Below are 26921 nucleotides of genomic sequence, written 5' to 3' on the forward strand. Positions count from 1 at the left end.
GTTCGGCTGCACCTGGTGTCCCCCGTTCGGTGGACGGGGCGCGGAGAACGGGTTCGACCTACGGCCGTGGGTACCGTACAGTTGTGCCTCGGTGATCGATGCTCACCTCATGTGGTGCGCCTCTCCGGGGTGCGTCGCGGCGCATCGAACACAAAGGGTAGTGGCGCAATTGGTAGCGCAGCGGTCTCCAAAACCGCAGGTTGCAGGTTCGAGTCCTGTCTACCCTGCCAGCGTGAACCCCAGCGGGGCCGCGCGCAGCGGGCCCACGTGAGTGGACCTCGAAAGGCAGTCCGCGCCGCCCGGGCGCGCCGGGCCACAGGAGTGGGGTAGCAGTGAGCGACACCGAGGTGATCCAGAGCGCCGCGGAGCGTCCTAGCAAGGGCGGCGGCAACATCTTCGCCCGCATCGCGCTCTTCGTGCGCCAGGTGGTGGCGGAGCTCAAGAAGGTCGTCGCGCCGACGCGCTCGGAGCTCGTGACGTACACGACGGTGGTGCTGGTCTTCCTCGTCGTGGTGATGGTCTTCGTCGTCCTCCTGGACTACGCCTTCGGTATGCTCGCAGGCTGGGTCTTCGCCTGATCGCGAGCACCTGGCACGGCCGCTGACGTGGCCGTGGACGGCCCTCGTGGCCGCGGCCCCGACCCGGTCGGGGTGCGCCGGACAGAGCCATGGGGCACGCTGCGCAGTACCTCGCTGTGATCGTTCTCGCCTGTCGCCGATTGTTCCTCCGCGGTGTTTTCGCGCGACAATGAACGGATACAGCTCGTAGAGGTACGCACACCCGTGCCGGGCGCAGACCCGGCGCACGAAGAGAAAGCAGGTTCGTTCGTGTCCCAGGACTCTCTGGACCAGACGGAGAACGTCTCGACGCCCGAGGGCGACGAGGCGGCCGTCGACGCGCCCCTGGACGCCGAGAACGCTGACGTGCCTGCGGACGCCGAGACTCCCGACGAGACCGACGAGGAGCGCCCCGTCGATGCCGACGGTGACGTGATCGTCGACGAGGTCGAGGAGTTCAAGCGAACCCTCCGCAGCCAGCTGGGCGACTGGTACGTCATCCACTCGTACGCGGGCTACGAGAAGCGCGTGAAGACCAACCTCGAGAACCGCATCCAGAGCCTGAACATGGAGGACTACATCTTCCAGGTCGAGGTTCCGATGGAAGAGGTCGCCGAGATCAAGAACGCGCAGAAGAAGATCGTGAGCCGGGTGCGCATCCCGGGCTACGTCCTCGTGCGCATGGACCTGACCGACGAGTCGTGGGGCGCCGTGCGGCACACGCCGGGCGTCACGGGCTTCGTCGGGCACACGCACCAGCCGGTGCCGCTGAGCTTCGACGAGATCTACTCGATGCTCGCGCCCTCGATGCTGTCCCAGCAGGCGCAGTCCGGTCAGCCGGCCGCGGGCGCCGCGGCGGCGTCGACGGCGGGCAAGGCTCCGGTCCACGTGGACTTCGAGGTCGGCGAGTCGGTGACCGTCACGGACGGCCCGTTCGACACGCTGCCCGCCTCGATCTCCGAGATCAACGTCGAGGCCCAGAAGCTCAAGGTCCTCGTGTCCATCTTCGGCCGGGAGACCCCGGTCGAGCTGGGGTTCAACCAGGTCGCCAAGATCTGACGTCCGTCCCCCGGCAGTGCAACCGGGTCATCGCCCACGGCGTCGGCCCATCACAACAAGAAGGTAGACAAGCATGCCCCCGAAGAAGAAGGTCGCCGGCCTCATCAAGCTCCAGATCCAGGCCGGCGCGGCGACGCCGGCCCCGCCGATCGGCCCCGCGCTGGGTCAGCACGGCGTGAACATCATGGAGTTCTGCAAGGCCTACAACGCGGCGACCGAGTCGCAGCGCGGCAACGTCATCCCCGTCGAGATCACGGTGTACGAGGACCGCTCGTTCACCTTCATCACGAAGACGCCGCCGGCCGCCGAGCTCATCAAGAAGGCCGCCGGTGTGGCCAAGGGCTCCGCGACGCCGCACACGGTCAAGGTCGCCTCGATCACCAAGGACCAGGTCCGCGAGATCGCCACGACCAAGATGCCGGACCTCAACGCGAACGACCTCGAGGCCGCGTCGCTGATCATCGCGGGCACCGCCCGCTCGATGGGCATCACCGTCTCGGAGTGATCCCCGGGGCTCTCGCCCCGGACCGAACCAGCACAGTGGCAGGGCCGTCCGGCCCGCTACGACCACAAGGAGAGAAACATGGCAAAGCGCAGCAAGGCGTACCTCGCCGCCGCGGAGAAGATCGACAGCACCACGCTGTACTCGCCGCTCGAGGCCATCCGCCTCGCCAAGGAGACCGCGACGGTCAAGTACGACGCCACCGTCGAGGTCGCGTTCCGGCTGAGCGTGGACCCGCGCAAGGCGGACCAGATGGTCCGTGGCACGGTCAACCTGCCGAACGGCACGGGCAAGACCGCCAAGGTCATCGTGTTCGCCAACGCCGCCAAGGCGGAGGAGGCCCGCGCGGCCGGCGCCGACGAGGTCGGTGGCGACGAGCTGATCGAGAAGGTGGCCGCCGGCTACACCGACTTCGACGCGGCCGTGGCCACGCCGGACCTCATGGGCAAGGTCGGTCGCCTCGGTAAGGTGCTGGGCCCCCGCGGCCTCATGCCGAACCCGAAGACCGGCACCGTGACCATGGACGTCACCAAGGCCGTGTCCGACATCAAGGGCGGCAAGATCGAGTTCCGCGTGGACAAGCACGCGAACCTGCACTTCATCATCGGCAAGTCCTCCTTCTCGGAGGCGCAGCTGCTGGAGAACTACGCCGCCGCGCTCGACGAGGTCCTGCGCCTCAAGCCGTCGTCGTCGAAGGGTCGCTACATCAGCAAGGCGACCATGACCACGACGATGGGCCCGGGCATCCCGCTGGACCAGAGCAAGACCACCAAGCTCCTCGAGGAGCTCTCGGCCTGAGCCGAGGCCTCCGGGCACAGGAAGGCCCGCATCCCCACCCGGGGATGCGGGCCTTTTTGATTGGTCCTCAGTTCGATGTATCTAACGGTGCGCCCGTCCCTCTTGTCTGATGTGCGGCAACCCGCCGACACGCGTCGAGGAGAGAGGAGTGCCTGGTGGGCACCGTCTTTTTCCTCCCCGGATCCACAGCAGCGGTCGTAGACTCGGCTGGTCCACGTACTCCACATCCTGTGCCGGATGTGGAAACATCCGCCAGCAGAGAATCCCGTGGTGCAATGACAGGATCAAGGGAGGCCCTGCCCGACGTCGACGGGTCCGGTCTCACGCTCGGCGATCGCGCTGCGATCGCGCTGACCGAGTACCGCAACGGCAACCACCAGGCGCTCGGTGAGCTGGTCCGTGAGGCCACACCGCTGCTCTGGCACACGGTGCGGGCGCAGGGGGTCGAGCAGGACACCGCCGAGGACGTGGTCCAGAGCACGTGGGTGGCCCTCGTACGACATGCGGACACCATCGCCGAGCCGAAGGCCGTGCTGAAGTGGCTCCTGGTCACGGCGAAGCGCGCCGCCTGGGAGGCCGTGCGCAAGCACCGCGACGACGAGAAGCGGCGTACCGAGCTCCCGGACGACAGTCCGGAGCACCCGACGTCGTTGCCCGCCAAGGACCCGCTGCCCGACGCGCAGGTGCTGCGCGACGAGCGCGACCGCATCCTGTGGACGTCGCTCCAGAAACTTCCCGGACGCTGCCAAGAGCTGCTGCGTCTGGTCTCGCTCGCCGACCGGCCGGACTACCGGTACATCTCGGCGGCGATCGGAATGCCGATGGGCTCCATCGGCTCGACCCGTGGCCGCTGCTTGGCGAAGCTGCGCACCATCCTCGACGAGCAGGGGGACTTCTCGTGGACCTGACGCCGGAACCGAACAAGGACGACGAGGCCGTGGGGGACCTGTCGTTCGACCCGAAGGGCGTCCTCGACGCCGGGGACGGAGCCGTGCTGACCCGCCTCGCCCACCTGGTGGAGGCGGCCGACCCGGTGCCGGACGACCTCGTGGAGCGCTCGCTCTTCGCGATCACCCTGGCGGGCCTCGAGGCCGAGATGATGGAGGCGGTCTACCTCGACGCGCCGCTCGCGGGCGTCCGGGGGGCCGCCGCAGCAGCACGCGCCGACGACACCGCGCCCGCCGAGGCGAAGACCATCACCTTCACGCACGACTCGCTGACCGTGATGATCAGCCTGTCGCCGGCCGCCGGCGGCAAGGTGCGCATCGACGGCTGGGCCGCTCCGGCCGCAGGCCTGTCGGTGGAGCTGCACCGTCCGGGGGTCGACGTCGTCACGACAGCCTCCGACGAGGACGGGCGGTTCGCCTTCGAGGCGGTCGAACGCGGGCGGGCGAGCCTGGTGGTCCGCCGGATCGACGGCGGGGGCGGGGCTGTGAGCACGCCGGTCATCGAGCTCTGAGCCACCGGCCCCGGGGCGCATCAAGAACGCACGAGAGCACGCCAGGCCTGGCCGCACAGGGCGGTGGGGTCTGTTGAGCATGCCTATCGACAGAGAGGTATAGAGTTGTGAGTGAGTCGATGCCTGAGGGTGAGCTGCGGGTTCGGGATCATGCGGGGACGTGGTGTCGCGTGCGGGATCTCGACCCCGTGCGGGCTTCGTCCCGGCGTACAGGTCGGCTGATGCCCACGAGATATGTGGCGGACCGGCTGATCGTCCGCGTCGGCGAGGACCTTGAGAACGACGTGGTCATGGGGGCGATCCGGGAGCGTGCGGCCGCGCACGGCCTCGAGCTGGAGGAGACGGCGTTCGCCGAGGCGGCGTGGCGGGGCGACGGGTCCGGCCCGTTCGGCCCGCGGCCGGGCGTTGCCTTCCGGGTTGCCGCGACGGAGGAGGGCGCATCTCGCACCGACGTGTGGGATCTGCTCGACGAAGTGGCGGACTCGGTCGGCGACGAGGACCGCCGGCGGGTGTCCCTGGACCATGTGCTCACGGGACATACGAAGTGGCAGGGTCACGGGCGCCCGATCGGGCGCGAACCTGCCGTCTTCCTCGGCCCTGCGCCGCGGCGGACGCGGTCCGACGGCGACTCCCCGCTCACTACGGCGGACGGCACTGCCCGGCCGGTCGTCGCGGTCCTCGACTCGGGCATCGGCGCTCACCCCTGGTTCGACGAGCCGACCGCCGTGGTCCTCCGAGGCGCGAACCTGGACGGAGAGCCGATCGGGACAGCGGCAGAGGACGAGCCGTTGTACGACTCGGAGGTGCGCGGTCGCCGGCGCGACGACGCTGCCTACCTGGACACCTATGCGGGACACGGCACCTTCATCGCCGGCGTCGTCCACCAGGTCAGTCCCGATGCCGCGATCATGCCCGTGCGCATCTTCGGTGGCGACGGCCGGGTCCGGGAGTGGGACATCGCGCACACGCTGGAAAAGCTCCTCGAGTTCCACCGCCGCGGCGTCGCAGGTGTCGACGGCTGCTGGCCGGTCGATGTCGTCGTGCTGAGCGGTGGATTCTATGCCGAGCGACCGGAGGACGACGAGGACTACGACGGTGTGCTCCGTGGCCGGCTCAGGGACCTCCGGCGGGCCGGTGTGCTCGTCGTCGTGTCCGCGGGGAACGACGGTTCCACCCGTCCGATCTTCCCTGCTGCATGGGCGCCCCGTGTCCGGCGGACGCCGAACGGCGCCGTCCAGGTGGGTAGCGGCGAGGTCTCTGCGCACTACACGCCCCTGCTTCCGGTGACGGGGCAGAACCCCGACGGCACTCTGTCGGACTTCAGCAACGACGGGCCGTGGGTCGTCGCGGTCCGTCCCGGATCGAACGTGCTGAGCGCGATGCCGACCACCTTTGACGGTGCCGAGGTTCCGTTGCAGAGCGGAGACGGCCTGCGCCGGACCGTGGACCCTGACAACTTCGCCAGCGGGTTCGGCCTGTGGAGTGGTACCTCGTTCGCAGCGCCGGTGCTGGCGGGTGAGCTGGCAGCAGCGCTCCTGCGGGAACGTGAAGAGGCACAGGTCGCGCCGACCGATTTCGACGGGCGCGTGTCCGCTGCGTGGCGCGCCGTCGTGGAGGTGGGGGATCTCTATGCGGAGCCTCCGGTGACCGACTGACCGCTGGTAGGTAGTGTGGTGCCGCGTGAACCCCGTGGACTGGGACGACCTCGAGCGGCGTTACGCAGGCGCTCGCACACTGAACGACCAGTACCAGGCTGTCGAGGCATTGTCAGCGTTCCGGTCTCTCGTCGCGGAGCTGGCTGACACCACCGCCCATTCTCTGTACGAGAACGAGACGCGGTCGCGCCTTCTGGTGCGCTCGCGTCTCGGCCTCGCCCTGGCCACGTACGAGAACACCGTCGATCTCGAGATGACGACGTCGATGCTGGACAGGGCGGCAGACGAGGCCGAAGCGGCCCCGGAGTCGATCCGCAGGGGGCTCGTCGGCCTGGTCTCGGGTCAGCGCGGGGTCATCCTCATGCGCAGCGGACAGTTCGGCGCCAGCCTGCCGGCGATCTCGGCGTCGCTGGCCGCGCACGACGAGGACGACCTGCGCAGCCGTGCGATCGATCATCTGAACCGGGGCGTCGCCCTGATCCAGATCGGACGCCTGGGCGAAGCCCTCGAGGACCTGGAATGGGCCCGTCGGCTGGCGGAGGAAGACCGCAATGCCAGGACCCAGTCGTTCGCACTCCACAACCTCGGCTACGTACGGCACCTCATGGGCGATCTTCCCGGAGCGCTGATGGCCATGGAGGACGCACTCGCGGCGCTGCCGGACGAGAGCACTGCCATCGACCGTCTGGGGCGGGCCGAGGTCCTCTTCGAGGGTGGTCTCGTCGCCGCTGCGGAGGAGCTGCTCACGACGACCATCCCGGATCTCGCAGCGGCGAGACTACGGCCGGAGCGAGCCGAGGCGGAGTACTACCGCGCCAAGTGCCTGTTGATCCTGAATCGCTTCGAGGAAGCGGCGCGTCTGGCGGCAACCGCGCGTCGCCACTACGAGCGGGTGGGGCACGAGGCGCGTGCGGTCCTCGCCAGAGTTCTGGAGCTCGAGGCGATGCTCGAACCAGCGCGGCGGAGCCCGACACTCGCCCGCACGGCACGTCGCCGCGCGACGTCGGCACTCGTCGTTGCGCAGGAGGGAGACACTGCCGGTCCGGTGCTGGGACTCGACCCGGGGCACGCCGCTCGTCTCGTCGCGGTGCAGTGGTTCCTCCGGGCCGGAGACGTCGATGCTGCCCAGACAGCGCTTGCGCAGCTGCCGCGCCGTCTGACGACGGCACCGTTGTCGCTGCGTATCCAGCACTACACCGCGCAGGCCGAGCTGGCGTTCGCGACCGGGGACCGCGCCAAGGGCGTGCGCGCCGTGCGTTCCGGCCTGTCACTGCTCGCCGACCATCGCAGCAGGCTCGGTTCGGTCGAGTCGGTCACGGCGGCGGCCGCGCACGGCGTGGACCTCACGCGTCTCGACGTCGAGGCCGCAGCGCGGAGCCGCCGTCCTGCCGCGCTCTTCGATGCCCTCGAACGCGGTCGCGCGACCTTCGCCGGCACGGGCCGGGTCACGCCTCCGGAGGATCCGGAGGCTGCGGCGCTCCTGACCGAGGCGCGCGGCCTGCTGGCCAAGGCCCGGGAGATCGGGGCCGCCAACCCGAGGGAGCGTGAGCGCCTGACGCGCCGTGCGGCACGCATCCAGGACGAGGTGCGGGAACGTTCCTGGCGGCACGCGGGCAACGCGGGAGCGGTACAGCGCCCGGTCACCTCGAAGGAGCTGCGCGCCGTCCTGGACCGGCGGTCCGACGACACGACGGTCGTCGCGAACTACCTGGTCATGGACGGCATGCTGCGCTGCGTCAGGGTCGACGCCCAGGGCGTCACCTCCTACGACGTCGCGCCGGAGAAGACGATCACGGAGAGCGTCCGCCGACTGGGTGCCGACTTCGCCATGGCGGCCAACCACCTCATCCCGCCCCCGCTGCGCGCCGCGGCGCGTGCGTCCCTGGAGCGCAACCTCAAGACGATCGACGACCTGCTCCTCGTCCCGCTGGCAGCCCAGGGTGACCTCTACATCGTCGCCCGCGAACCGCTGCTCAGCGTCCCCTGGTCCTCGCTGCCGTCCCGCAGCGGCCTCCGCACGGCCGTGAACTCACACGTCGCCAGGGGTAGGGCGCACGCCCGCCCCTCCGGCAAGCGCCGCCTCCTCGCCGCCGCCGGCCCCGGCGTCGAGCACGGCACCGCCGAGGCGCGCGCCGTGGGGGAGCAGTGGCCGGGTGCAACCGTGCTGACCGGCGAGGACGCCGTCACCGAGCGCGTCCGCACGGCGCTCGCCACGCACGACGTCGTGCACCTCGCGACGCACGGCCAGCACGACGCCGACAACCCGCTCTTCGCGAGCATCGACCTTGCCGACGGCCCGCTGTTCGCCCACGAGCTCGACGGCACCCCGCTGCCCGGCTCCGTGGTGATCCTGTCGTCCTGCGAGGTCGGCGGATCCACGCAGGTGCTCGGCGGCGAGCTCCTCGGCCTCACGTCGGTCCTCCTGCGCCTCGGCGCCCGCGCCGTCATCGCGTCGGTCGCCAAGCTCTCCGACGAGCTGGCCGCCCGTGTCATGCCGCGCCTGCACGCTCACCTGCGCGAGACGGACGACCCGGAGGCGGCGCTCGCGGCGGCGCTGGCCGACGTCGCGGAGCCCGTTCCCCTCGTCTGCTTCAGCTCGGTGGAAGGTCTCAGCGCCGACTGATCCGTCTGCATATACAGCACTGACCTGCGCGGTTGCACTCACCGGTGACACGGCGCCCCACGTCCCGCTATCGTTCCCGCCCGATACCCCGAGGGGGCACCAGGAGACAGGGGACGCGCATGTGGCCGGAACTCGCGGACGAGCTGGCGGCCGCCCGCGAGCTCAACTCCCGGTCGCGGCCCGGCGACGCCCTGCCCCGGTTTCGCGCCGTGCTCGACCGGCTCCGCACCGTCGACCTCGCGGACCTCGACCCCGCCGACCGCGAACGCTGGTCCGAGGGCATGGTCCGCGGCCTGGTGGGGGAGGCCGTCGCCGTCCACGCCATCGAGGACACCCTCGACAAGCCGCTCGCCCTGCTCGAGGACGCCGACGCCCGCGCCGACTCCGCGCCGGCGCGGGTGCGCCGGGTGCTCGCCGCCGTCGTCGACGGGACGCGCGGGCTCCTGCTCCAGCGCGCCGGCCGCCTGCACGAGGCCACCGCCGCCTTCGACCGCGTGCTCGCCGTCGCGGACCGCCTCCCGGTGCGTGACCGGACGAGCGCTCTGCTCAACCGGGGCGCCGCCGCGATCGAGCTCGGCCGGCTCGATCGGGCGCTCGCCGACTTCGACGCCTGCCACGAGCAGGCCATGGGCGCCGACCTCGCGGGGATCGCCTCGCTCGCCCTGCACAACACCGGCTTCGTCCGGTACGCGCTCGGCGACCTCCCCGGCGCGCTCCGGGCCATGGCCGCCGCCCGCGCCGTCGACCCCGAGCGGGCCGACGGCGTGCTCGACATCGGTCGTGGCGCCGTGCTCTACGAGGCCGGCCTGCTCGAGGAGGCCGAGCAGGTGCTCACCCAGGCCATCTCCCGCATGGTCGTGCCGGGCCGCGCCCACCACCGCGCCGAGGCCGAGTACTTCCGGGCTCGCTGCCTGCTCGCGCTGCACCGGTGGGACGAGGCACGCACCGGCGCGGCGTTCGCGCGGCGGTACTACGCGGGCGTCGGGCACCCGCAGCGGGCCGCCATCGCCCGCGTGGCCGAGCTCGAGGCGATCCTCCTGCCCGTCCGTCGCGGCGAGGTGCCCGTGCCCGAGGACGCACGCCGGCACGCCGAGCAGGCCGTGGGGGCGGCGGAGGCCGGGGACGAGGTGGACCCGCTGCTCGGCCAGCGACCCGGCCTGACCGGCCGGTTCGTCGCCGCGCAGTGGTACCTCCTCGCCGACGACGTCGCGGCGGCCCGCGCCGTGCTCGACGACCTCCCCGCCAGGATCGACGAGGCGCCGCTCTCCACGCGGATCCAGCGGCAGACGGTCCTCGCCCAGATCGCGTTCGCCTCGGGCGACCGCGACGCCGGCATCGAGGCGGTGACCGCCGGCCTGCGGCTGCTCGCCGACCACCGCATGGGCCTCGGGTCGCTCGAGTCGGTGACGGCGGCCGCCGTGCACGGCGTCGACCTGCAGTGGACCGACGTCCGTGCCGCCCTCGCCTCCGGGCGTCCCGACTGGATCTTCGAGGCCGTGGAACGCGGCCGCGCCACCTTCGCGGGCATGGGCGGCACCGCGGCCCCCGACGAGCCCGCCGTCGGCGCGCTCGTCACCGAGGCACGCGGCCTCGTCGCCCGGGCCCGCACGCTCGGTGCCAAGGACGCGGCCGTCGAGCGGGCCCAGCTCTTCGACCGGTCCCGCCGGCTCCTCGCCGTCGCCCGCGAACGCGCCTGGCACCGCACCGGCGCGGAGGAGGGCGTCGTCAAGGAACGCCCCGCCCGGGCCGAGGAGGTCCGCGCGCTCCTCGCGGCCCGCGACGACGGCGCGGTGCTGGCCAACTTCCTCGTCGTCGACGGCGTGCTGCGCTGTGTCCGCATCGACGCGCACGGCGCACGGCTGCTCGAGCTCGGCCCCCTGTCCGACGTCACCGAACGGGTCGCCCGCACCCGCGCCGACCTCGGCGTGTGCGTCAACGACCTGGTACCGCCCGCCCTGCGCGCCGCCGCCCGCCGTTCCCTCGACCGCAACCTCGCCGTGCTCGACACCCTGCTCGCCGTACCCCTCCAGGCCGGCGGCTCGCTGTACGTCGCGGGCCGCGACCCCGTCATCGGCGTGCCCTGGACCGCGCTCCCGTCCCGTCGCGGCCGGCGCACCACCCTGCGCACCTACGTGGCCCACGGCCGGACGCCCGCCCGCCCCGGCGCGCGCCACCGCCTGCTCGCCGCCCACGGCCCCGGCGTGACGCTCGGCGCGAGCGAGGTCCTCGCAGTCGGGCGCACCTGGCCCGGAGCGACCGTCCTCACCGGCGCCACCGCGACCGCGGACGCCGTCCGCACCGCGCTCGCCACGCACGACGTCGTCCACCTCGCGACGCACGGCAGGCACGACGCCGACAACCCGCTCTTCGCGAGCATCGACCTCGCCGACGGCCCGCTGTTCGCCCACGAGCTCGACAGCACGCGACTGCCCGGCTCCGTCGTGATCCTGTCCGCGTGCGAGGTCGGCGGCTCCTCGCAGGTCGTGGGCGGCGAGGTGCTCGGCCTGACGTCCGTCCTGCTACGGCTCGGCGCCCGCGCCGTCGTCGCCGCCGTCGCCCCGCTCTCCGACGCCGCGGCCGCGCGCGTCATGCCGCGCCTCCACGAGCACCTGCGGGTCACCGACGACCCGGAGGCCGCCCTGGCGGCGGCGCTCGCGGACGAGCCGGAACCCGTACCGCTCGTGTGCTTCGGGTCGTTGGAGGGCCTGGAACGCTGACCTTGCGCGCGTGTGGCGCAGGCAACCCGCCTCGATGTCACGACCGCGCGTCCGATCGTGTAATCTTCTCGGGTAACCCAAGACCGCCGGTCGTCCGACGCTGCCCGCTCCTCGGAGCATCAGGGTGGCAGAAGACCGAAGTCCCGTGAGAGCGGGGGCCTGCGCAGGTGACGAACTCGAGTGCGGCCCTGCCGTGCAGACCGAGCCCCGTGCGCCTGCGCCGGGGCTCTTTTCTCGTTCCGGGGCCCGCCCGGGGCACGTCGCCCCAGGGGACGGTGGTACCACCACCGGAAGGATTGCCATGGCGAGGCCGGACAAGGCAGCCGCTGTCGCAGAGCTCGCGGACAAGTTCCGCGACTCCAGCGCGGCCGTGCTGACCGAGTACCGCGGGCTCACCGTCGCGCAGCTCAAGGAGCTGCGTCGGTCGCTCAGCGGCAACGCAACCTACGCCGTGGTGAAGAACACGCTGACGGGGATCGCGGCCAAGGAGGCCGGTGTCGATGGTCTCGACGCCGACCTGAAGGGCCCCTCCGCCATCGCATTCGTGACCGGGGACCCGGTCGAGGCTGCGAAGGGTCTGCGTGACTTCGCCAAGGCGAACCCCGCACTGGTCATCAAGGGCGGCGTGCTCGACGGCCGCCCGATGTCCAGCGCGGAGATCACGAAGCTCGCGGACCTCGAGTCCCGCGAGGTTCTGCTGGCCAAGGTGGCCGGCGGTCTGAAGGCCACGCTCACGCGTGCCGCTTACGCCTTCACCGCCAAGCCCGCCCAGGTCGCCCGTGCCATCGATGCCCTGCGTCAGAAGCAGGAATCGGAGGGTGCTGCCGCCTGACCAGGTGGCAGTGCCAGTTCACAACCCCCTGCTTCTGGCGGGCCCGCACCGGCCCGCGAAGCGCCAACTGAAAGGAACGCCATCATGGCGAAGCTCAGCACCGACGAGCTCCTGTCCGCCTTCGAGGAGCTCACGCTCATCGAGCTCTCCGACTTCGTGAAGGCCTTCGAGGAGAAGTTCGACGTCACCGCCGCCGCTCCGGTCGCCGCGGTTGCCGCCGCCCCCGCCGGTGGCGACGCGGGCGCCGCTGCCGCCGAGGAGAAGACGGAGTTCGACGTCATCCTCGAGGCCGCCGGCGACAAGAAGATCGCTGTCATCAAGGAGGTGCGCGGCCTGACCTCCCTCGGTCTGAAGGAGGCCAAGGACCTCGTGGACGGCGCCCCCAAGCCCGTCCTGGAGGGTGTCGACAAGGACGCCGCCGACAAGGCCAAGGCTGCCCTCGAGGGCGCCGGCGCCACCGTCACGCTCAAGTGACCTCTGGCAGTACCGCCTTCGGGCAGGTGTGACGGCGTCCCGGGCCCGGCCCGGGCGTCGTCCGCCACCAGCAGAGGCCCGCACCCCGTCGAGGGGTGCGGGCCTCTTGCGTGAGCGGGCTCGTGGGTGCGAGGATCGGTGAGCAGCTCACCAGGGTTGACGTGGGTGCGGCAACGGCGCCGGACCAGTGCGTATGCGCAACGATTCGAGGTTTACCACAGTCTCGGCGTGCACGCCCTGGGGGTACTGGACATACTTACGGGAGATAGGTATGCTAGCGCTTTGCGCCCGCGTGTGCCCTCGACGCCTCCCTCTGCTTCCCGAAAGTCCTGGTCCCATCCCCGCCTGGGGGATGGCCTCCGGTGACCGGTGAAGCCGGCAGAGCTTCCTGCAGCACCGCAGAGCGTACAGCGTTCACCCGAACTGCAGGGAAGGACCCCTCTTGGCTGCCTCGCGCACCCCTTCAGCTCCGTCCGCCGAAGCCATTGCGAACCGTACCGCTTCCCGTCGTGTTTCCTTCGCAAAGATCTATGAGCCACTCGAGGTCCCCGACCTGCTTGGCCTTCAGACCGAGAGCTTCGACTGGCTCCTCGGTAACCCAGCCTGGCAGGCCCGGGTAGAAACTGCCAAGGCGGCTGGCCGTAACGACGTCCCGGAAACCTCGGGTCTCGAGGAGATCTTCGAGGAGATCTCCCCCATCGAGGACTTCGGCTCCTCGATGTCCCTCTCCTTCTCGAACCACCGCTTCGAGCCGCCGAAGTACACGGCGGACGAGTGCAAGGAGAAGGACTTCACCTACGCGGCCCCGCTGTTCGTCACCGCGGAGTTCGTCAACTACACCACCGGTGAGATCAAGAGCCAGACGGTCTTCATGGGCGACTTCCCGCTCATGACGGCGCGCGGCACCTTCATCATCAACGGCACCGAGCGCGTCGTCGTCTCGCAGCTGGTGCGTTCGCCGGGCGTGTACTTCGAGCGCACCCCGGACAAGACCAGCGACAAGGACGTCTTCTCCGCGAAGATCATCCCGTCGCGCGGCGCGTGGCTCGAGTTCGAGATCGACAAGCGCGACGCCGTCGGCGTGCGCGTCGACCGCAAGCGCAAGCAGTCCGTCACCGTGCTGCTCAAGGCCCTCGGCATGACCGAGGCGCAGATCCGCGAGGAGTTCGCCGAGTTCCCGTCGGTGCTCGACACGCTGGAGAAGGACCACGTCCACACCGAGGACGAGGCCCTGGTCGACCTGTACCGCAAGATCCGCCCGGGTGAGCCGCCGACGGTCGAGGCCGGCCGCGCACTGCTCGAGAACTTCTACTTCAACCCGAAGCGCTACGACCTCGCGAAGGTCGGCCGCTACAAGGCGAACAAGAAGCTGGGCGTCGACGCGGAGCTGGCCGAGTCCACGCTGTCGCTGACCGACGTGGTCGCCACCATCAAGTACCTGGCCGCGCTGCACGCGGACAAGACGACGATGGACGGCGTCCGCAACGGCCAGCCGGTCGAGGTGCGGGTCGAGGTCGACGACATCGACCACTTCGGCAACCGCCGCATCCGCGCCGTGGGCGAGCTCATCCAGAACCAGGTGCGCACGGGTCTGTCCCGCATGGAGCGTGTCGTTCGCGAGCGCATGACCACGCAGGACGTCGAGGCCATCACGCCGCAGACGCTGATCAACATCCGTCCGGTCGTCGCGTCGATCCGTGAGTTCTTCGGCACCTCGCAGCTGTCGCAGTTCATGGACCAGAACAACCCGCTGGCCGGTCTGACGCACAAGCGTCGTCTGAACGCGCTGGGCCCGGGTGGTCTGTCCCGTGACCGCGCCGGCATGGAGGTCCGTGACGTCCACCCGTCGCACTACGGCCGCATGTGCCCGATCGAGACCCCTGAGGGTCCGAACATCGGTCTGATCGGCTCGCTCGCGTCGTTCGGTCGCATCAACCCGTTCGGCTTCATCGAGACGCCGTACCGGAAGGTCGTCGACGGCAAGGTCACCGACCAGATCGACTACCTCACGGCCGACGACGAGGACCGTTACATCATCGCGCAGGCCAACACGCCGCTGCTCGAGGACGGCACGTTCGTCCTCGACCGCGTCCTGGTCCGCACGAAGGGTGGCGAGACCAACGACATCCCGGGTGCCGAGGTCGACTACATGGACATCTCGCCGCGCCAGATGGTGTCGGTCGCGACGGCCCTGATCCCGTTCCTCGAGCACGACGACGCGAACCGCGCCCTCATGGGTGCCAACATGCAGCGCCAGGCGGTGCCGCTGGTCCGCTCGGAGGCGCCCGTGGTCGGTACCGGCATGGAGCGCCGTGCGGCGGTCGACGCCGGCGACGTCATCGTGGCGACCAAGCCCGGTGTGGTCACCGAGGTCTCGGCCGACCTGGTGCTCGTGGCGAACGACGACGGCACGACGGGCTCGTACCGCGTGCACAAGTTCGTGCGCTCCAACCAGGGCACGAGCTACAACCAGCGCGTGCTGGTCGACGAGGGTGCGCGGGTCGAGGTCGGCTCCGTGCTCGCGGACGGCCCGGCGACGGACGAGGGCGAGCTCGCGCTCGGCCGCAACCTGCTGGTCGCGTTCATGTCGTGGGAGGGCCACAACTACGAGGACGCGATCATCCTGTCGCAGCGCCTCGTGGAGGACGACGTCCTCTCCTCGATCCACATCGAGGAGCACGAGGTCGACGCGCGCGACACCAAGCTGGGCCCCGAGGAGATCACGCGGGACATCCCCAACGTCTCGGAGGAGGTCCTCGCGGACCTCGACGAGCGCGGCGTGATCCGCATCGGTGCCGAGGTCGGCGCGGGCGACATCCTGGTCGGCAAGGTCACCCCCAAGGGTGAGACCGAGCTGACCCCGGAGGAGCGCCTGCTGCGCGCCATCTTCGGCGAGAAGGCCCGCGAGGTGCGCGACACCTCGCTCAAGGTGCCCCACGGCGAGCAGGGCACGGTCATCGCGGTGCGCGAGTTCAACCGGGAGGACGGCGACGAGCTGCCCGCCGGCGTGAACCAGCTGGTGCGCGTCTACATCGCGCAGCGCCGCAAGATCACGGTCGGTGACAAGCTGGCCGGCCGCCACGGCAACAAGGGCGTCATCTCGAAGATCCTGCCGCAGGAGGACATGCCGTTCCTCGAGGACGGGACCCCGGTCGACGTCATCCTCAACCCGCTGGGTGTGCCGGGCCGCATGAACGTGGGCCAGGTGCTGGAGACCCACCTCGGGTGGATCGCCAAGCAGGGCTGGGACGTATCGCTGGCCGAGGACAAGGGCGGGGAGTGGCTGGAGAGCCTCCCCGAGGTCGCTCACACGAGCGAGCCGGGCCGCCCTGTCGCCACGCCGGTGTTCGACGGCCTGGAGGAGGAGGCGCTCCGCGGTCTGTTCGGGGCGACCCTGCCGAACCGTGACGGTCAGCGCATGGTGAACCAGGACGGCAAGGCGAAGCTCTTCGACGGCCGCTCCGGCGAGCCGTTCCCCGAGCCCGTCTCGACCGGCTACATGTACATCCTGAAGCTGCACCACCTGGTCGACGACAAGATCCACGCCCGCTCGACCGGCCCGTACTCGATGATCACGCAGCAGCCGCTGGGTGGTAAGGCGCAGTTCGGTGGTCAGCGCTTCGGTGAGATGGAGGTGTGGGCGCTCGAGGCGTACGGCGCCGCGTACACGCTCCAGGAGCTGCTCACCATCAAGTCCGACGACGTCCCGGGCCGCGTGAAGGTCTACGAGGCGATCGTCAAGGGCGAGAACATCCCCGACTCGGGCATCCCGGAGTCCTTCAAGGTGCTCCTCAAGGAGATGCAGTCGCTGTGCCTGAACGTCGAGGTGCTCTCGAGCGACGGTGTCTCCATCGAGATGAAGGAGTCGGACGACGAGGTGTACCGCGCCGCTGAGGAGCTCGGCATCGACCTCTCGCGGCGGCCGAACGCCGCCTCCAGCGTCGACGAGATCTGACACCGGTCCGCGCCCGGGGGCACCGGGCGCGGACCTGGACACCAGGCGCAGTCCTGGACACCAAGGATTTTCGAGAACTTCAGGAAGTAGGACATCTTGCTCGACGTCAACGTCTTCGACGAGCTGCGTATCGGCCTGGCCACGGCCGAGGACATCCGTGCCTGGTCGCACGGTGAGGTGAAGAAGCCCGAGACCATCAACTACCGCACCCTCAAGCCGGAGAAGGACGGGCTCTTCTGCGAGAAGATCTTCGGTCCGACCCGGGACTGGGAGTGCTACTGCGGCAAGTACAAGCGCGTGCGCTTCAAGGGCATCATCTGCGAGCGCTGCGGTGTCGAGGTCACGCGCTCCAAGGTGCGCCGTGAGCGCATGGGCCACATCGAGCTGGCCGCCCCCGTCACGCACATCTGGTTCTTCAAGGGTGTGCCGTCGCGTCTGGGCTACCTGCTCGACCTTGCGCCGAAGGACCTGGAGAAGGTCATCTACTTCGCGGCCTACATGATCACCTCGGTCGACGAGGAGGCCCGCCAGGAGGACCTGCCCAACCTGCAGAACGAGATCGACCTCGAGAAGAAGGAGATCTCCGACCGCCGGGACAACGACATCAACACCCGCGCCCAGAAGCTCGAGGCCGACCTGGCCGAGCTCGAGGCCGAGGGTGCCAAGGCCGACGCGCGCCGCAAGGTGCGTGACTCCGCCGAGCGCGAGATGGCTCAGATCCGCAAGCGTGCGGACCAGGAGCTCGACCGCCTCGAGCAGGTCTGGGACCGGTTCAAGAACCTCAAGGTCGCCGACCTCGAGGGCGACGAGATGCTGTACCGCCAGCTCCAGGACCGCTACGGCACGTACTTCGAGGGTGCGATGGGCGCGAACGCGATCCAGCAGCGCCTGCAGAACTTCGACCTGGAGGCCGAGGCCGAGTCCCTGCGCGAGACCATCCGTACCGGCAAGGGCCAGCGCAAGACCCGCGCCCTCAAGCGCCTCAAGGTCGTCAACGCGTTCCTGACGACGACGAACTCGCCGACCGCGATGGTGCTCGACGCCGTCCCGGTCATCCCGCCGGACCTGCGCCCGATGGTGCAGCTCGACGGTGGCCGGTTCGCGACGTCGGACCTGAACGACCTGTACCGGCGCGTGATCAACCGCAACAACCGCCTCAAGCGGCTGCTCGACCTGGGCGCGCCGGAGATCATCGTCAACAACGAGAAGCGGATGCTCCAGGAGGCCGTGGACTCGCTGTTCGACAACGGCCGTCGTGGCCGGCCTGTCACGGGCCCGGGCAACCGTCCGCTGAAGTCGATCTCCGACATGCTCAAGGGCAAGCAGGGCCGGTTCCGCCAGAACCTGCTCGGCAAGCGCGTCGACTACTCGGGCCGTTCGGTCATCGTCGTCGGCCCGCAGCTCAAGCTGCACCAGTGCGGTCTGCCCAAGCAGATGGCGCTCGAGCTGTTCAAGCCGTTCGTCATGAAGCGGCTCGTGGAGCTGAACCACGCGCAGAACATCAAGAGCGCCAAGCGCATGGTCGAGCGCACGCGCCCGGTCGTGTGGGACGTGCTCGAAGAGGTCATCACGGAGCACCCCGTGCTCCTGAACCGTGCGCCGACGCTGCACCGCCTGGGTATCCAGGCCTTCGAGCCGCAGCTCGTCGAGGGCAAGGCCATCCACCTGCACCCGCTCGTGTGCGGCGCGTTCAACGCCGACTTCGACGGTGACCAGATGGCCGTGCACCTGCCCCTGAGCGCCGAGGCGCAGGCCGAGGCCCGCATCCTCATGCTCTCGAGCAACAACATCCTCAAGCCGTCGGACGGCCGTCCGGTGACCATGCCCTCGCAGGACATGATCATCGGTCTGCACCACCTCACGAGCGACCGTCCGGGCGCCGTGGGCGAGGGCCGTGCGTTCGGTTCCGTGGCCGAGGCCATCATGGCCTTCGACCGGGGTGAGCTGGACATCAACGCCAAGATCAAGCTGCGGATGTCGGACCTCGTGCCGCCGCTGAAGGACTTCGAGGCGCCCGAGGGCTGGGAGCAGGGGCAGCAGCTGCTGTTCGAGACCACCCTCGGCCGGTACCTGTTCAACGAGGCGCTGCCCGTCGACTACCCGTACGAGAACGGTGTGGCCGACAAGAAGCGTCTGTCGACGATCGTCAACGACCTCGCCGAGCGCTACCCGAAGGTGGAGGTGGCCGCGGCGCTGGACGCGCTGAAGGACGCCGGCTACAAGTGGGCCACGCGTTCCGGCGTCACGATCGCCATCTCCGACGTCGCCGCTCCGACGGTCAAGGGCGAGATCCTCGACGAGCACGAGGCCCGGGCCCTCAAGGTCCAGCAGCAGTTCGACAAGGGTCTGATCACCGACGACGAGCGCCGTCAGGAGCTCATCGAGATCTGGACCCAGGCGACCGACAAGGTCGCGTCGGCCATGCGGGTCAACCTCGAGAGCGACCAGCGCAACACCGTGATGCGCATGGTGGGCTCGGGCGCCCGCGGTAACTGGATGCAGGTCCGTCAGATCGCCGGTATGCGCGGTCTCGTGGCGAACCCGAAGGGCGAGATCATCCCTCGTCCGATCAAGTCCAACTACCGCGAGGGCCTGTCCGTCCTGGAGTACTTCATCGCGACGCACGGTGCCCGTAAGGGTCTGGCCGACACGGCCCTCCGTACGGCGGACTCGGGTTACCTGACCCGTCGTCTGGTGGACGTCTCGCAGGACGTGATCATCCGTGAGGACGACTGCGGCACGGAGCGTGGCCTCACGCTGCCCGTGGCGGAGAAGCTCCCCGACGGCTCGCTCGTCCCGCACGACCGGGTCGAGACCAGCATCTACTCGCGCACGTTCGCGACCGACGTGGTGGACGCCGACGGCAACGTCATCGCCACCGCGGGGTCCGACGCCGGCGACGTCATCATCGACAAGGTGATCGCCGCGGGCATCGAGAACGTCAAGGTCCGTTCGGTCCTGACGTGCGAGTCGCGCGTCGGCACCTGCGCCAAGTGCTACGGCCGCTCCCTGGCCACGGGTCTGCTCGTGGACATCGGCGAGGCCGTCGGCATCATCGCGGCGCAGTCCATCGGTGAGCCGGGCACGCAGCTGACGATGCGTACCTTCCACACCGGTGGTGTGGCGGCCGCCGAGGACATCACGCAGGGTCTGCCGCGTGTCACGGAGCTCTTCGAGGCCCGCACCCCCAAGGGTGAGGCGCCGATCGCGGAGTACACGGGTCGCGTGACGATCGAGGACACCGAGCGGACGCGTCACCTCGTGCTGACGCCGGACGACGGTGGCGAGGAGATCAAGTACCCGGTCACGAAGCGCGCGCGCCTCAAGATCGCGGACGGCGACCACGTCACCGTGGGCACCCAGCTCGTGCAGGGTGCTGTCGACCCGAAGAAGGTGCTGCGCATCCTCGGCCCGCGTGCCACGCAGACGCACCTGGTGGACCAGGTCCAGGAGACCTACCGCAGCCAGGGTGTGGACATCCACGACAAGCACATCGAGGTCATCGTGCGGCAGATGCTGCGGCGCGTGACCGTGCTCGACTCGGGTGACTCGCAGCTGCTGCCGGGCGAGCTCGCGGAGCGCATGCGCTTCGAGGACGCCAACCGCAAGGCCGTGGCGGAGGGTGGCCAGCCGGCCGCCGGCCGTCCCGAGCTGATGGGTATCACGAAGGCCTCGCTCGCGACCGACTCGTGGCTCTCGGCGGCCTCCTTCCAGGAGACCACCCGCGTGCTCACCGAGGCGTCGATGAGCGGTCGTCGTGACCCGCTGCTCGGCCTCAAGGAGAACGTCATCATCGGTAAGCTCATCCCGGCCGGTACGGGTCTGCCCCGCTACCGCAACGTCGAGGTCGAGCCCACCGAGCAGGCCAAGGCCGAGCTCTACCCGAGCTTCGGCTACGACGAGATCGACTTCCCGACGCTCGGCATGGGCTCGGGCGAGGCGATCCCGCTGGAGGACCTGGACCTCGGCGACTTCCGCTGAGCTAGTTCCCCCTCGCCGAAGTAGAACCGTGGCGAGATAGAACTGGGGCTGAGGTGCTGATCAGCACCTCAGCCCCAGTTCTATCTCGCCACGGTTCTACTTCGGCGGGTGGTCGGGTGTACCTCACACCCGATTCGCTTTGACCCCCCGTGAACACACGGGTAGCCTAGGAGTCTGTGCCTGCGCCGTCTGGCCGCACCCCCTGAGAGCCGCTGCGAAGCGGCTTCGGAAGCGGCCGATGTGAGTGCGTGGGCACCCCGGCAAGAACCTCCCGGGGCACGGCGTGCCCCGACGGCGGAGCCGGGCCATCGAGCCGGTGGTAAGTGGCGTAGCAGTCCCCGTGGGGGCTGTGGGTGCCGCATGCGATCGGCACGCACAAGCCAGAACCATCGACGGGGACGCCGGCAGGGCGTCGCCGAAGCTCAAGAAGACGACGGAGACGTAGTGCCTACGATCCAGCAGCTCGTCCGCAAGGGGCGGACCTCGAAGGCCGGGAAGTCGAAGACCCCGGCACTCAAGGGCTCCCCCCAGCGGCGCGGCGTGTGCACCCGTGTGTACACCACCACCCCCAAGAAGCCGAACTCGGCCCTCCGCAAGGTCGCCCGTGTGAAGCTCTCCTCGCAGGTCGAGGTCACCGCGTACATCCCCGGTGTCGGCCACAACCTCCAGGAGCACTCGATCGTGCTCGTGCGCGGCGGCCGCGTGAAGGACCTCCCCGGTGTCCGGTACAAGATCGTCCGCGGCGCGCTCGACACGCAGGGCGTGAAGGGCCGCAAGCAGGCTCGGTCCCGTTACGGCGCCAAGAAGGAGAAGAGCTGATGCCCCGCAAGGGTCCGGCCCCGAAGCGGCCGCTCATCGTCGACCCGGTGTACGGGTCCCCGGTCGTCACGCAGCTGATCAACAAGGTCCTGCTCGACGGCAAGAAGTCGACCGCCGAGGCGATCGTCTACGGCGCCCTCGAGGGCGTCCGTGCCAAGACCGACGGTGACCCGGTCGTCGTGCTCAAGCGCGCGCTGGACAACGTCCGTCCCGCGCTCGAGGTGCGCTCGCGCCGTGTCGGTGGTGCCACGTACCAGGTGCCGGTCGACGTGCGTCCCGCCCGTGCCACGACGCTCGCGCTCCGCTGGCTCACCGACTTCTCGCGCGCCCGCCGCGAGAAGACGATGACCGAGCGCCTCATGAACGAGATCCTCGACGCGTCGAACGGTCTCGGTGCCGCGGTCAAGCGCCGCGAGGACATGCACAAGATGGCCGACTCCAACAAGGCCTTCGCGCACTACCGCTGGTAGTAGCTTCCGAGCGGCCCCGGGTGACCCCCGGGGCCGTCGGTGGATGCCTAACAGCCGGCTCCCCACCCACCTTCAGACCAAGGGGTAAGACACCGTGGCACTCGACGTGCTGACCGACCTGAACAAGGTCCGCAACATCGGCATCATGGCCCACATCGATGCCGGCAAGACCACGACGACCGAGCGCATCCTGTTCTACACGGGTGTGAACTACAAGATCGGTGAGACGCACGACGGTGCGTCGACGATGGACTGGATGGAGCAGGAGCAGGAGCGCGGCATCACGATCACGTCCGCCGCGACGACCTGCTACTGGAAGAACAACCAGATCAACATCATCGACACGCCGGGTCACGTCGACTTCACGGTCGAGGTGGAGCGTTCGCTCCGCGTGCTCGACGGTGCCGTTGCCGTGTTCGACGGCAAGGAGGGTGTCGAGCCCCAGTCCGAGACCGTCTGGCGCCAGGCGGACAAGTACGACGTCCCGCGCATCTGCTTCGTCAACAAGATGGACAAGCTCGGTGCGGACTTCTACTTCACCGTCGACACCATCATCAACCGCCTGAAGGCGAAGCCCCTCGTCATCCAGCTGCCCATCGGCGCTGAGAACGACTTCGAGGGCGTCGTCGACCTGGTCGAGATGAAGGCGCTCACGTGGCGCGGCGACACCAAGATGGGCGAGGAGTACGAGGTCGAGGAGATCCCGGCCGACCTCCAGGAGAAGGCGGAGCAGTACCGCAACGAGCTCGTGGAGGCCGTCGCCGAGGCGGACGACGAGCTGCTCGAGAAGTTCCTCGGCGGTGAGGAGCTCACGGTCGCCGAGATCAAGGCCGGCATCCGTAAGCTCGTCATCAGCTCGCAGGCCTTCCCGGTCCTGTGCGGTTCGGCGTTCAAGAACAAGGGCGTGCAGCCCATGCTCGACGCCGTCATCGACTACCTGCCGTCGCCCCTCGACGTGCCCTCCATCGAGGGTCACGACGCGAAGGACGCCGAGAAGACGGTCGAGCGCCACGCCGACGCCACCGAGCCGTTCTCGGCCCTGGCGTTCAAGGTCGCCTCGCACCCGTTCTTCGGCAAGCTCACCTACGTCCGGGTCTACTCCGGCAAGGTCGCCCAGGGCGCCCAGGTGCAGAACTCGACCAAGGGCAAGAAGGAGCGCATCGGGAAGCTCTTCCAGATGCACTCCAACAAGGAGAACCCGGTCGAGGAAGCCCAGGCGGGCCACATCTACGCGTTCATCGGGCTGAAGGACGTCACCACGGGTGACACCCTGAGCGACCCGGCGAACCCGGTCATCCTGGAGTCGATGACCTTCCCGGAGCCGGTCATCGACGTGGCCATCGAGCCGAAGACGAAGGCCGACCAGGAGAAGCTGTCGACCGCCATCCAGAAGCTCGCCGAGGAGGACCCGACCTTCCGTGTGAAGCTGGACGAGGAGACCGGCCAGACCGTCATCGGCGGTATGGGTGAGCTCCACCTCGACATCCTCGTCGACCGCATGCGTCGCGAGTTCAAGGTCGAGGCGAACGTCGGCAAGCCGCAGGTCGCGTACCGCGAGACGATCCGCCGCACGGCGGAGAAGATCGACTACACGCACAAGAAGCAGACCGGTGGTTCCGGCCAGTTCGCCAAGGTCCAGGTGACCTTCGCGCCGCTGGAGACGACGGAGGGCGAGCTCTACGAGTTCGAGAACGCCGTCACCGGTGGTCGTATCCCGCGCGAGTACATCCCGTCCGTGGACGCCGGTATCCAGGCGGCCATGCAGCAGGGTGTGCTGGCGGGCTTCCCCGTGGTCGGCGTGAAGGCGACGCTGATCGACGGTGCCTACCACGACGTCGACTCCTCGGAGATGGCGTTCAAGATCGCCGGTTCGATGGTCTTCAAGGAAGGCGTCAAGCGCGCCGACCCGGTCCTGCTCGAGCCGGTCATGGCCGTCGAGGTGCGTACGCCCGAGGAGTACATGGGCGACGTGATCGGCGACCTCAACTCCCGACGTGGCATGATCCAGTCCATGGAGGACGCGACCGGTGTCAAGGTCGTTCGCGCCCAGGTGCCGCTGAGCGAGATGTTCGGCTACATCGGTGACCTGCGGTCGAAGACCCAGGGTCGCGCGGTGTACTCGATGCAGTTCGACAGCTACGCCGAGGTTCCCAAGGCAGTTGCCGAAGAGATCATCAAGAAGACCCGGGGCGAGTGAGTCCCCACAGGTCGACCCGCACAACCAACCTGTAGGAAAAACCGCAACGCCCCGCAGTTGTAGGCTTCTTGGCCGAGCATCTGCAACGTTCGGAACATCTACCCAAGTCCCAGGAGGACCCCAGTGGCTAAGGCCAAGTTCGAGCGGACCAAGCCGCACGTCAACATCGGCACGATCGGTCACGTCGACCACGGCAAGACGACGCTGACCGCGGCGATCTCGAAGACCCTCGCGGACAAGTACCCGGACCTGCCGGCGAACGTCCAGCGCAACTTCGACGAGATCGACGCCGCGCCGGAGGAGAAGCAGCGCGGTATCACGATCAACATCGCGCACATCGAGTACGAGACGCCGAAGCGTCACTACGCGCACGTTGACGCGCCGGGTCACGCCGACTACATCAAGAACATGATCACCGGTGCCGCCCAGATGGACGGCGCGATCCTGGTGGTCGCCGCCACCGACGGTCCGATGGCCCAGACGCGTGAGCACGTGCTGCTCGCCCGCCAGGTCGGCGTGCCCTACCTGCTCGTGGCGCTCAACAAGTCCGACATGGTCGACGACGAGGAGATCCTCGAGCTCGTCGAGATGGAGGTCCGTGAGCTGCTGTCGTCGCAGGAGTTCGACGGCGACAACGCTCCTGTCGTCCGCGTCTCGGGCCTGAAGGCTCTCGAGGGCGACCCGGAGTGGGTCGAGAAGGTCATCGAGCTGATGGAGGCCGTGGACGAGAACGTCCCGGAGCCGCAGCGCGACCTCGACAAGCCGTTCCTCATGCCGATCGAGGACGTCTTCACGATCACCGGTCGTGGCACCGTCGTCACCGGTAAGGTCGAGCGTGGCACGCTGGACATCAACTCCGACGTCGAGATCGTCGGTATCCGCGAGCCGCAGAAGACCACGGTCACCGGTATCGAGACGTTCCACAAGCAGATGGACCAGGCTCAGGCCGGCGACAACACCGGCCTGCTCCTGCGTGGCATCAAGCGCGAGGACGTCGAGCGCGGTCAGGTCGTCGTGAAGCCGGGTTCGATCACCCCGCACACGAACTTCGAGGCTCAGGTCTACATCCTGGGCAAGGACGAGGGTGGCCGTCACAACCCGTTCTACTCGAACTACCGCCCGCAGTTCTACTTCCGTACCACGGACGTCACCGGCGTCATCACGCTGCCCGAGGGCACCGAGATGGTCATGCCCGGCGACAACACCGAGATGACGGTCGAGCTGATCCAGCCGATCGCCATGGAGGAGGGCCTCGGCTTCGCCATCCGCGAGGGTGGCCGCACGGTCGGTTCCGGCCGTGTCACCAAGATCCTCAAGTGATCTTGGAGCACGGGCTCATCTGACGGAAGTCAGCTGACACGAGGGGGCCCGGGCGCTTCGGCGTCCGGGCCCCCTCGCGTACGTAGCAGGCGTCACACGTCCTCCGTTTGGCCGATGCCAGGACGTGTGGCAAGATTGCATAGTTGCCTGTAACAGGCGCGCTCTTTCAAGTGTCGAACAGTGTGCAGAACCGCAGTCCTCGGTCCGGTCAGTCGGGCCGACAGAGGCTGGAGCGGTCACCCTCCCGGGGAGAGTTCCGGGTGAGGGGTCGTGGGGTTTGTCGCCTGTTTCGATCTGTACAGGGCGCCCCGCGGAGCACACGTTCTCCGGTCTTCCGGAGGCACTGTTCCGAGCAGGCTCGGCAAACGTCGTGGTCGGTCCCGGTTCACACCAGGGCAGATCACTTCCCAACGGCCCCGGCACCAGGAATGGTGCTCTGCGCCCGGCTGTGCCGCTTCATGCGACACGCCCGAGCGCGTGGGTCGGTCAGTAGCGGTTCGAGAGAGAGAGTCAGACGACGCCATGGCGGGACAGAAGATCCGCATCCGGCTCAAGTCCTACGACCACGAGGTCATCGACAGCTCGGCGCGCAAGATCGTCGACACGGTGACTCGCGCTGGTGCGACGGTCGTGGGTCCGGTGCCGCTGCCGACGGAGAAGAACGTCTTCGTCGTGATCCGGTCGCCTCACAAGTACAAGGACAGCCGCGAGCACTTCGAGATGCGCACGCACAAGCGGCTCATCGACATCATCGATCCCACGCCCAAGGCCGTCGACTCGCTCATGCGACTCGACCTGCCGGCGGACGTGAACATCGAGATCAAGCTCTGAGGCTGGAGGACATCATGACCAACCAGCAGAAGAACGTGACCGCGTTGCTCGGGACCAAGCTCGGCATGACCCAGCTCTGGGACGAGGCCGGGCGCCTCGTGCCGGTGACCGTGGTCTCCGTGGGCACGAACGTGGTGACCCAGATCCGCACGGTCGACACCGACGGCTACGCGGCTGTGCAGCTCGCGGCCGGCCGGGTGGACCCGCGCAAGGTCACCAAGCCCCTCAAGGGCCACTTCGAGAAGGCCGGTGTGACGCCGCGTCGTCACGTCGCCGAGATCCGCACCGAGAACGCGTCCGAGTTCACGCTCGGCCAGGAGATCACCGCCGAGGTGTTCGAGGCCGGTGCCGTGGTCGACGTGGTCGGCACGACCAAGGGCAAGGGCACCGCCGGTGTCATGAAGCGTCACGGCTTCGCCGGCGTGAGCGCCTCCCACGGTGCGCACCGCAACCACCGCAAGCCGGGCTCGATCGGTGGCGCATCGACGCCGTCGCGAGTCTTCAAGGGCCTGCGGATGGCTGGTCGGATGGGTAACGCCCGTCAGACCACCCAGAACCTGACCGTTCACGCGGTCGACGTCGAGAAGGGTCTGCTGCTCGTCAAGGGCGCGGTTCCCGGCCCCAAGGGTGGCGTCGTCCTCGTGCGTAACGCCGCGAAGGGAGCGTGACCGC

19 protein-coding genes and 1 tRNA gene are annotated in these 26921 nt (G+C 69.0%); all 20 read left to right on the forward strand.

Annotated features, from left to right (window positions below; translation table 11 throughout):
• Positions 1-154 precede the first annotated feature (154 nt).
• Positions 155-230: transfer RNA gene (locus APR03_RS10580), tRNA-Trp, on the forward strand.
• A gap of 102 nt (positions 231-332) precedes the next feature.
• Positions 333-578 carry a preprotein translocase subunit SecE gene (gene secE, locus APR03_RS10585; RefSeq protein WP_253835518.1) on the forward strand — a complete coding sequence of 82 codons (246 nt, stop codon included), beginning with the start codon at positions 333-335 and terminating at the stop codon, positions 576-578.
• Between the two features lie 249 nt (positions 579-827).
• On the forward strand, positions 828-1616 hold the full coding sequence (gene nusG, locus APR03_RS10590; protein ID WP_253835520.1) for a transcription termination/antitermination protein NusG: 789 nt from the start codon (positions 828-830) through the stop codon (positions 1614-1616).
• Between the two features lie 73 nt (positions 1617-1689).
• A complete protein-coding gene (rplK, locus tag APR03_RS10595; RefSeq protein WP_253835522.1) occupies positions 1690-2121 on the forward strand; it encodes a 50S ribosomal protein L11 in 432 nt (143 codons plus the stop codon).
• A 78-nt stretch (positions 2122-2199) separates the two neighbouring features.
• Positions 2200-2916, forward strand: coding sequence for a 50S ribosomal protein L1 (gene rplA / locus APR03_RS10600; RefSeq protein WP_253835524.1), 717 nt, complete (start codon positions 2200-2202; stop codon positions 2914-2916).
• Positions 2917-3191: 275 nt separating this feature from the next.
• Positions 3192-3824 carry an RNA polymerase sigma factor gene (locus APR03_RS10605; RefSeq protein WP_253835526.1) on the forward strand — a complete coding sequence of 211 codons (633 nt, stop codon included), beginning with the start codon at positions 3192-3194 and terminating at the stop codon, positions 3822-3824.
• A complete protein-coding gene (locus tag APR03_RS10610) occupies positions 3815-4375 on the forward strand; it encodes a peptidase associated/transthyretin-like domain-containing protein (protein ID WP_253835528.1) in 561 nt (186 codons plus the stop codon). Before APR03_RS10605 ends, APR03_RS10610 begins: the two co-directional genes overlap by 10 nt.
• 236 nt (positions 4376-4611) lie before the next feature.
• Positions 4612-6030 (forward strand): S8/S53 family peptidase, encoded by a 1419-nt coding sequence (locus tag APR03_RS10615; RefSeq protein ID WP_253835530.1) that lies wholly within the window; start codon positions 4612-4614, stop codon positions 6028-6030.
• A 196-nt stretch (positions 6031-6226) separates the two neighbouring features.
• Positions 6227-8653: a CHAT domain-containing protein gene (locus APR03_RS10620; protein ID WP_253835532.1), complete on the forward strand. Its 2427-nt coding sequence runs from the start codon at positions 6227-6229 to the stop codon at positions 8651-8653.
• A 119-nt stretch (positions 8654-8772) separates the two neighbouring features.
• Entirely contained in the window at positions 8773-11370 is a 2598-nt protein-coding gene (locus tag APR03_RS10625) for a CHAT domain-containing protein (protein WP_253835534.1), read from the forward strand.
• 301 nt (positions 11371-11671) lie between these two features.
• Positions 11672-12202, forward strand: a complete 531-nt coding sequence (gene rplJ, locus APR03_RS10630; protein WP_253835535.1) for a 50S ribosomal protein L10 — start codon at positions 11672-11674, stop codon at positions 12200-12202.
• A gap of 84 nt (positions 12203-12286) precedes the next feature.
• Positions 12287-12676 (forward strand): 50S ribosomal protein L7/L12, encoded by a 390-nt coding sequence (gene rplL / locus APR03_RS10635; protein ID WP_253835536.1) that lies wholly within the window; start codon positions 12287-12289, stop codon positions 12674-12676.
• Between the two features lie 442 nt (positions 12677-13118).
• Positions 13119-16631, forward strand: coding sequence for a DNA-directed RNA polymerase subunit beta (rpoB, locus tag APR03_RS10640; RefSeq protein WP_253835537.1), 3513 nt, complete (start codon positions 13119-13121; stop codon positions 16629-16631).
• A 96-nt stretch (positions 16632-16727) separates the two neighbouring features.
• The gene (locus APR03_RS10645) at positions 16728-20612 is read left to right on the forward strand and encodes a DNA-directed RNA polymerase subunit beta' (protein ID WP_253835538.1); all 3885 of its coding nucleotides are present in this window, start codon (positions 16728-16730) and stop codon (positions 20610-20612) included.
• Positions 20613-21056: 444 nt separating this feature from the next.
• Positions 21057-21431, forward strand: coding sequence for a 30S ribosomal protein S12 (gene rpsL / locus APR03_RS10650; protein WP_020016109.1), 375 nt, complete (start codon positions 21057-21059; stop codon positions 21429-21431).
• On the forward strand, positions 21431-21901 hold the full coding sequence (gene rpsG, locus APR03_RS10655; protein ID WP_119139920.1) for a 30S ribosomal protein S7: 471 nt from the start codon (positions 21431-21433) through the stop codon (positions 21899-21901). The genes rpsL and rpsG overlap by 1 nt, the downstream gene beginning before the upstream one ends.
• 94 nt (positions 21902-21995) lie before the next feature.
• The gene (gene fusA / locus APR03_RS10660; RefSeq protein WP_253835539.1) at positions 21996-24098 is read left to right on the forward strand and encodes an elongation factor G; all 2103 of its coding nucleotides are present in this window, start codon (positions 21996-21998) and stop codon (positions 24096-24098) included.
• A gap of 123 nt (positions 24099-24221) precedes the next feature.
• On the forward strand, positions 24222-25418 hold the full coding sequence (gene tuf, locus APR03_RS10665) for an elongation factor Tu (protein ID WP_119139916.1): 1197 nt from the start codon (positions 24222-24224) through the stop codon (positions 25416-25418).
• Positions 25419-25940: 522 nt separating this feature from the next.
• A complete protein-coding gene (gene rpsJ, locus APR03_RS10670; RefSeq protein ID WP_019146773.1) occupies positions 25941-26249 on the forward strand; it encodes a 30S ribosomal protein S10 in 309 nt (102 codons plus the stop codon).
• Between the two features lie 14 nt (positions 26250-26263).
• A complete protein-coding gene (rplC, locus tag APR03_RS10675; RefSeq protein WP_253835540.1) occupies positions 26264-26917 on the forward strand; it encodes a 50S ribosomal protein L3 in 654 nt (217 codons plus the stop codon).
• Positions 26918-26921 lie beyond the last annotated feature (4 nt).

Source organism: Promicromonospora thailandica (genome assembly GCF_024171955.1).
Lineage (GTDB): Bacteria > Actinomycetota > Actinomycetes > Actinomycetales > Cellulomonadaceae > Promicromonospora > Promicromonospora thailandica.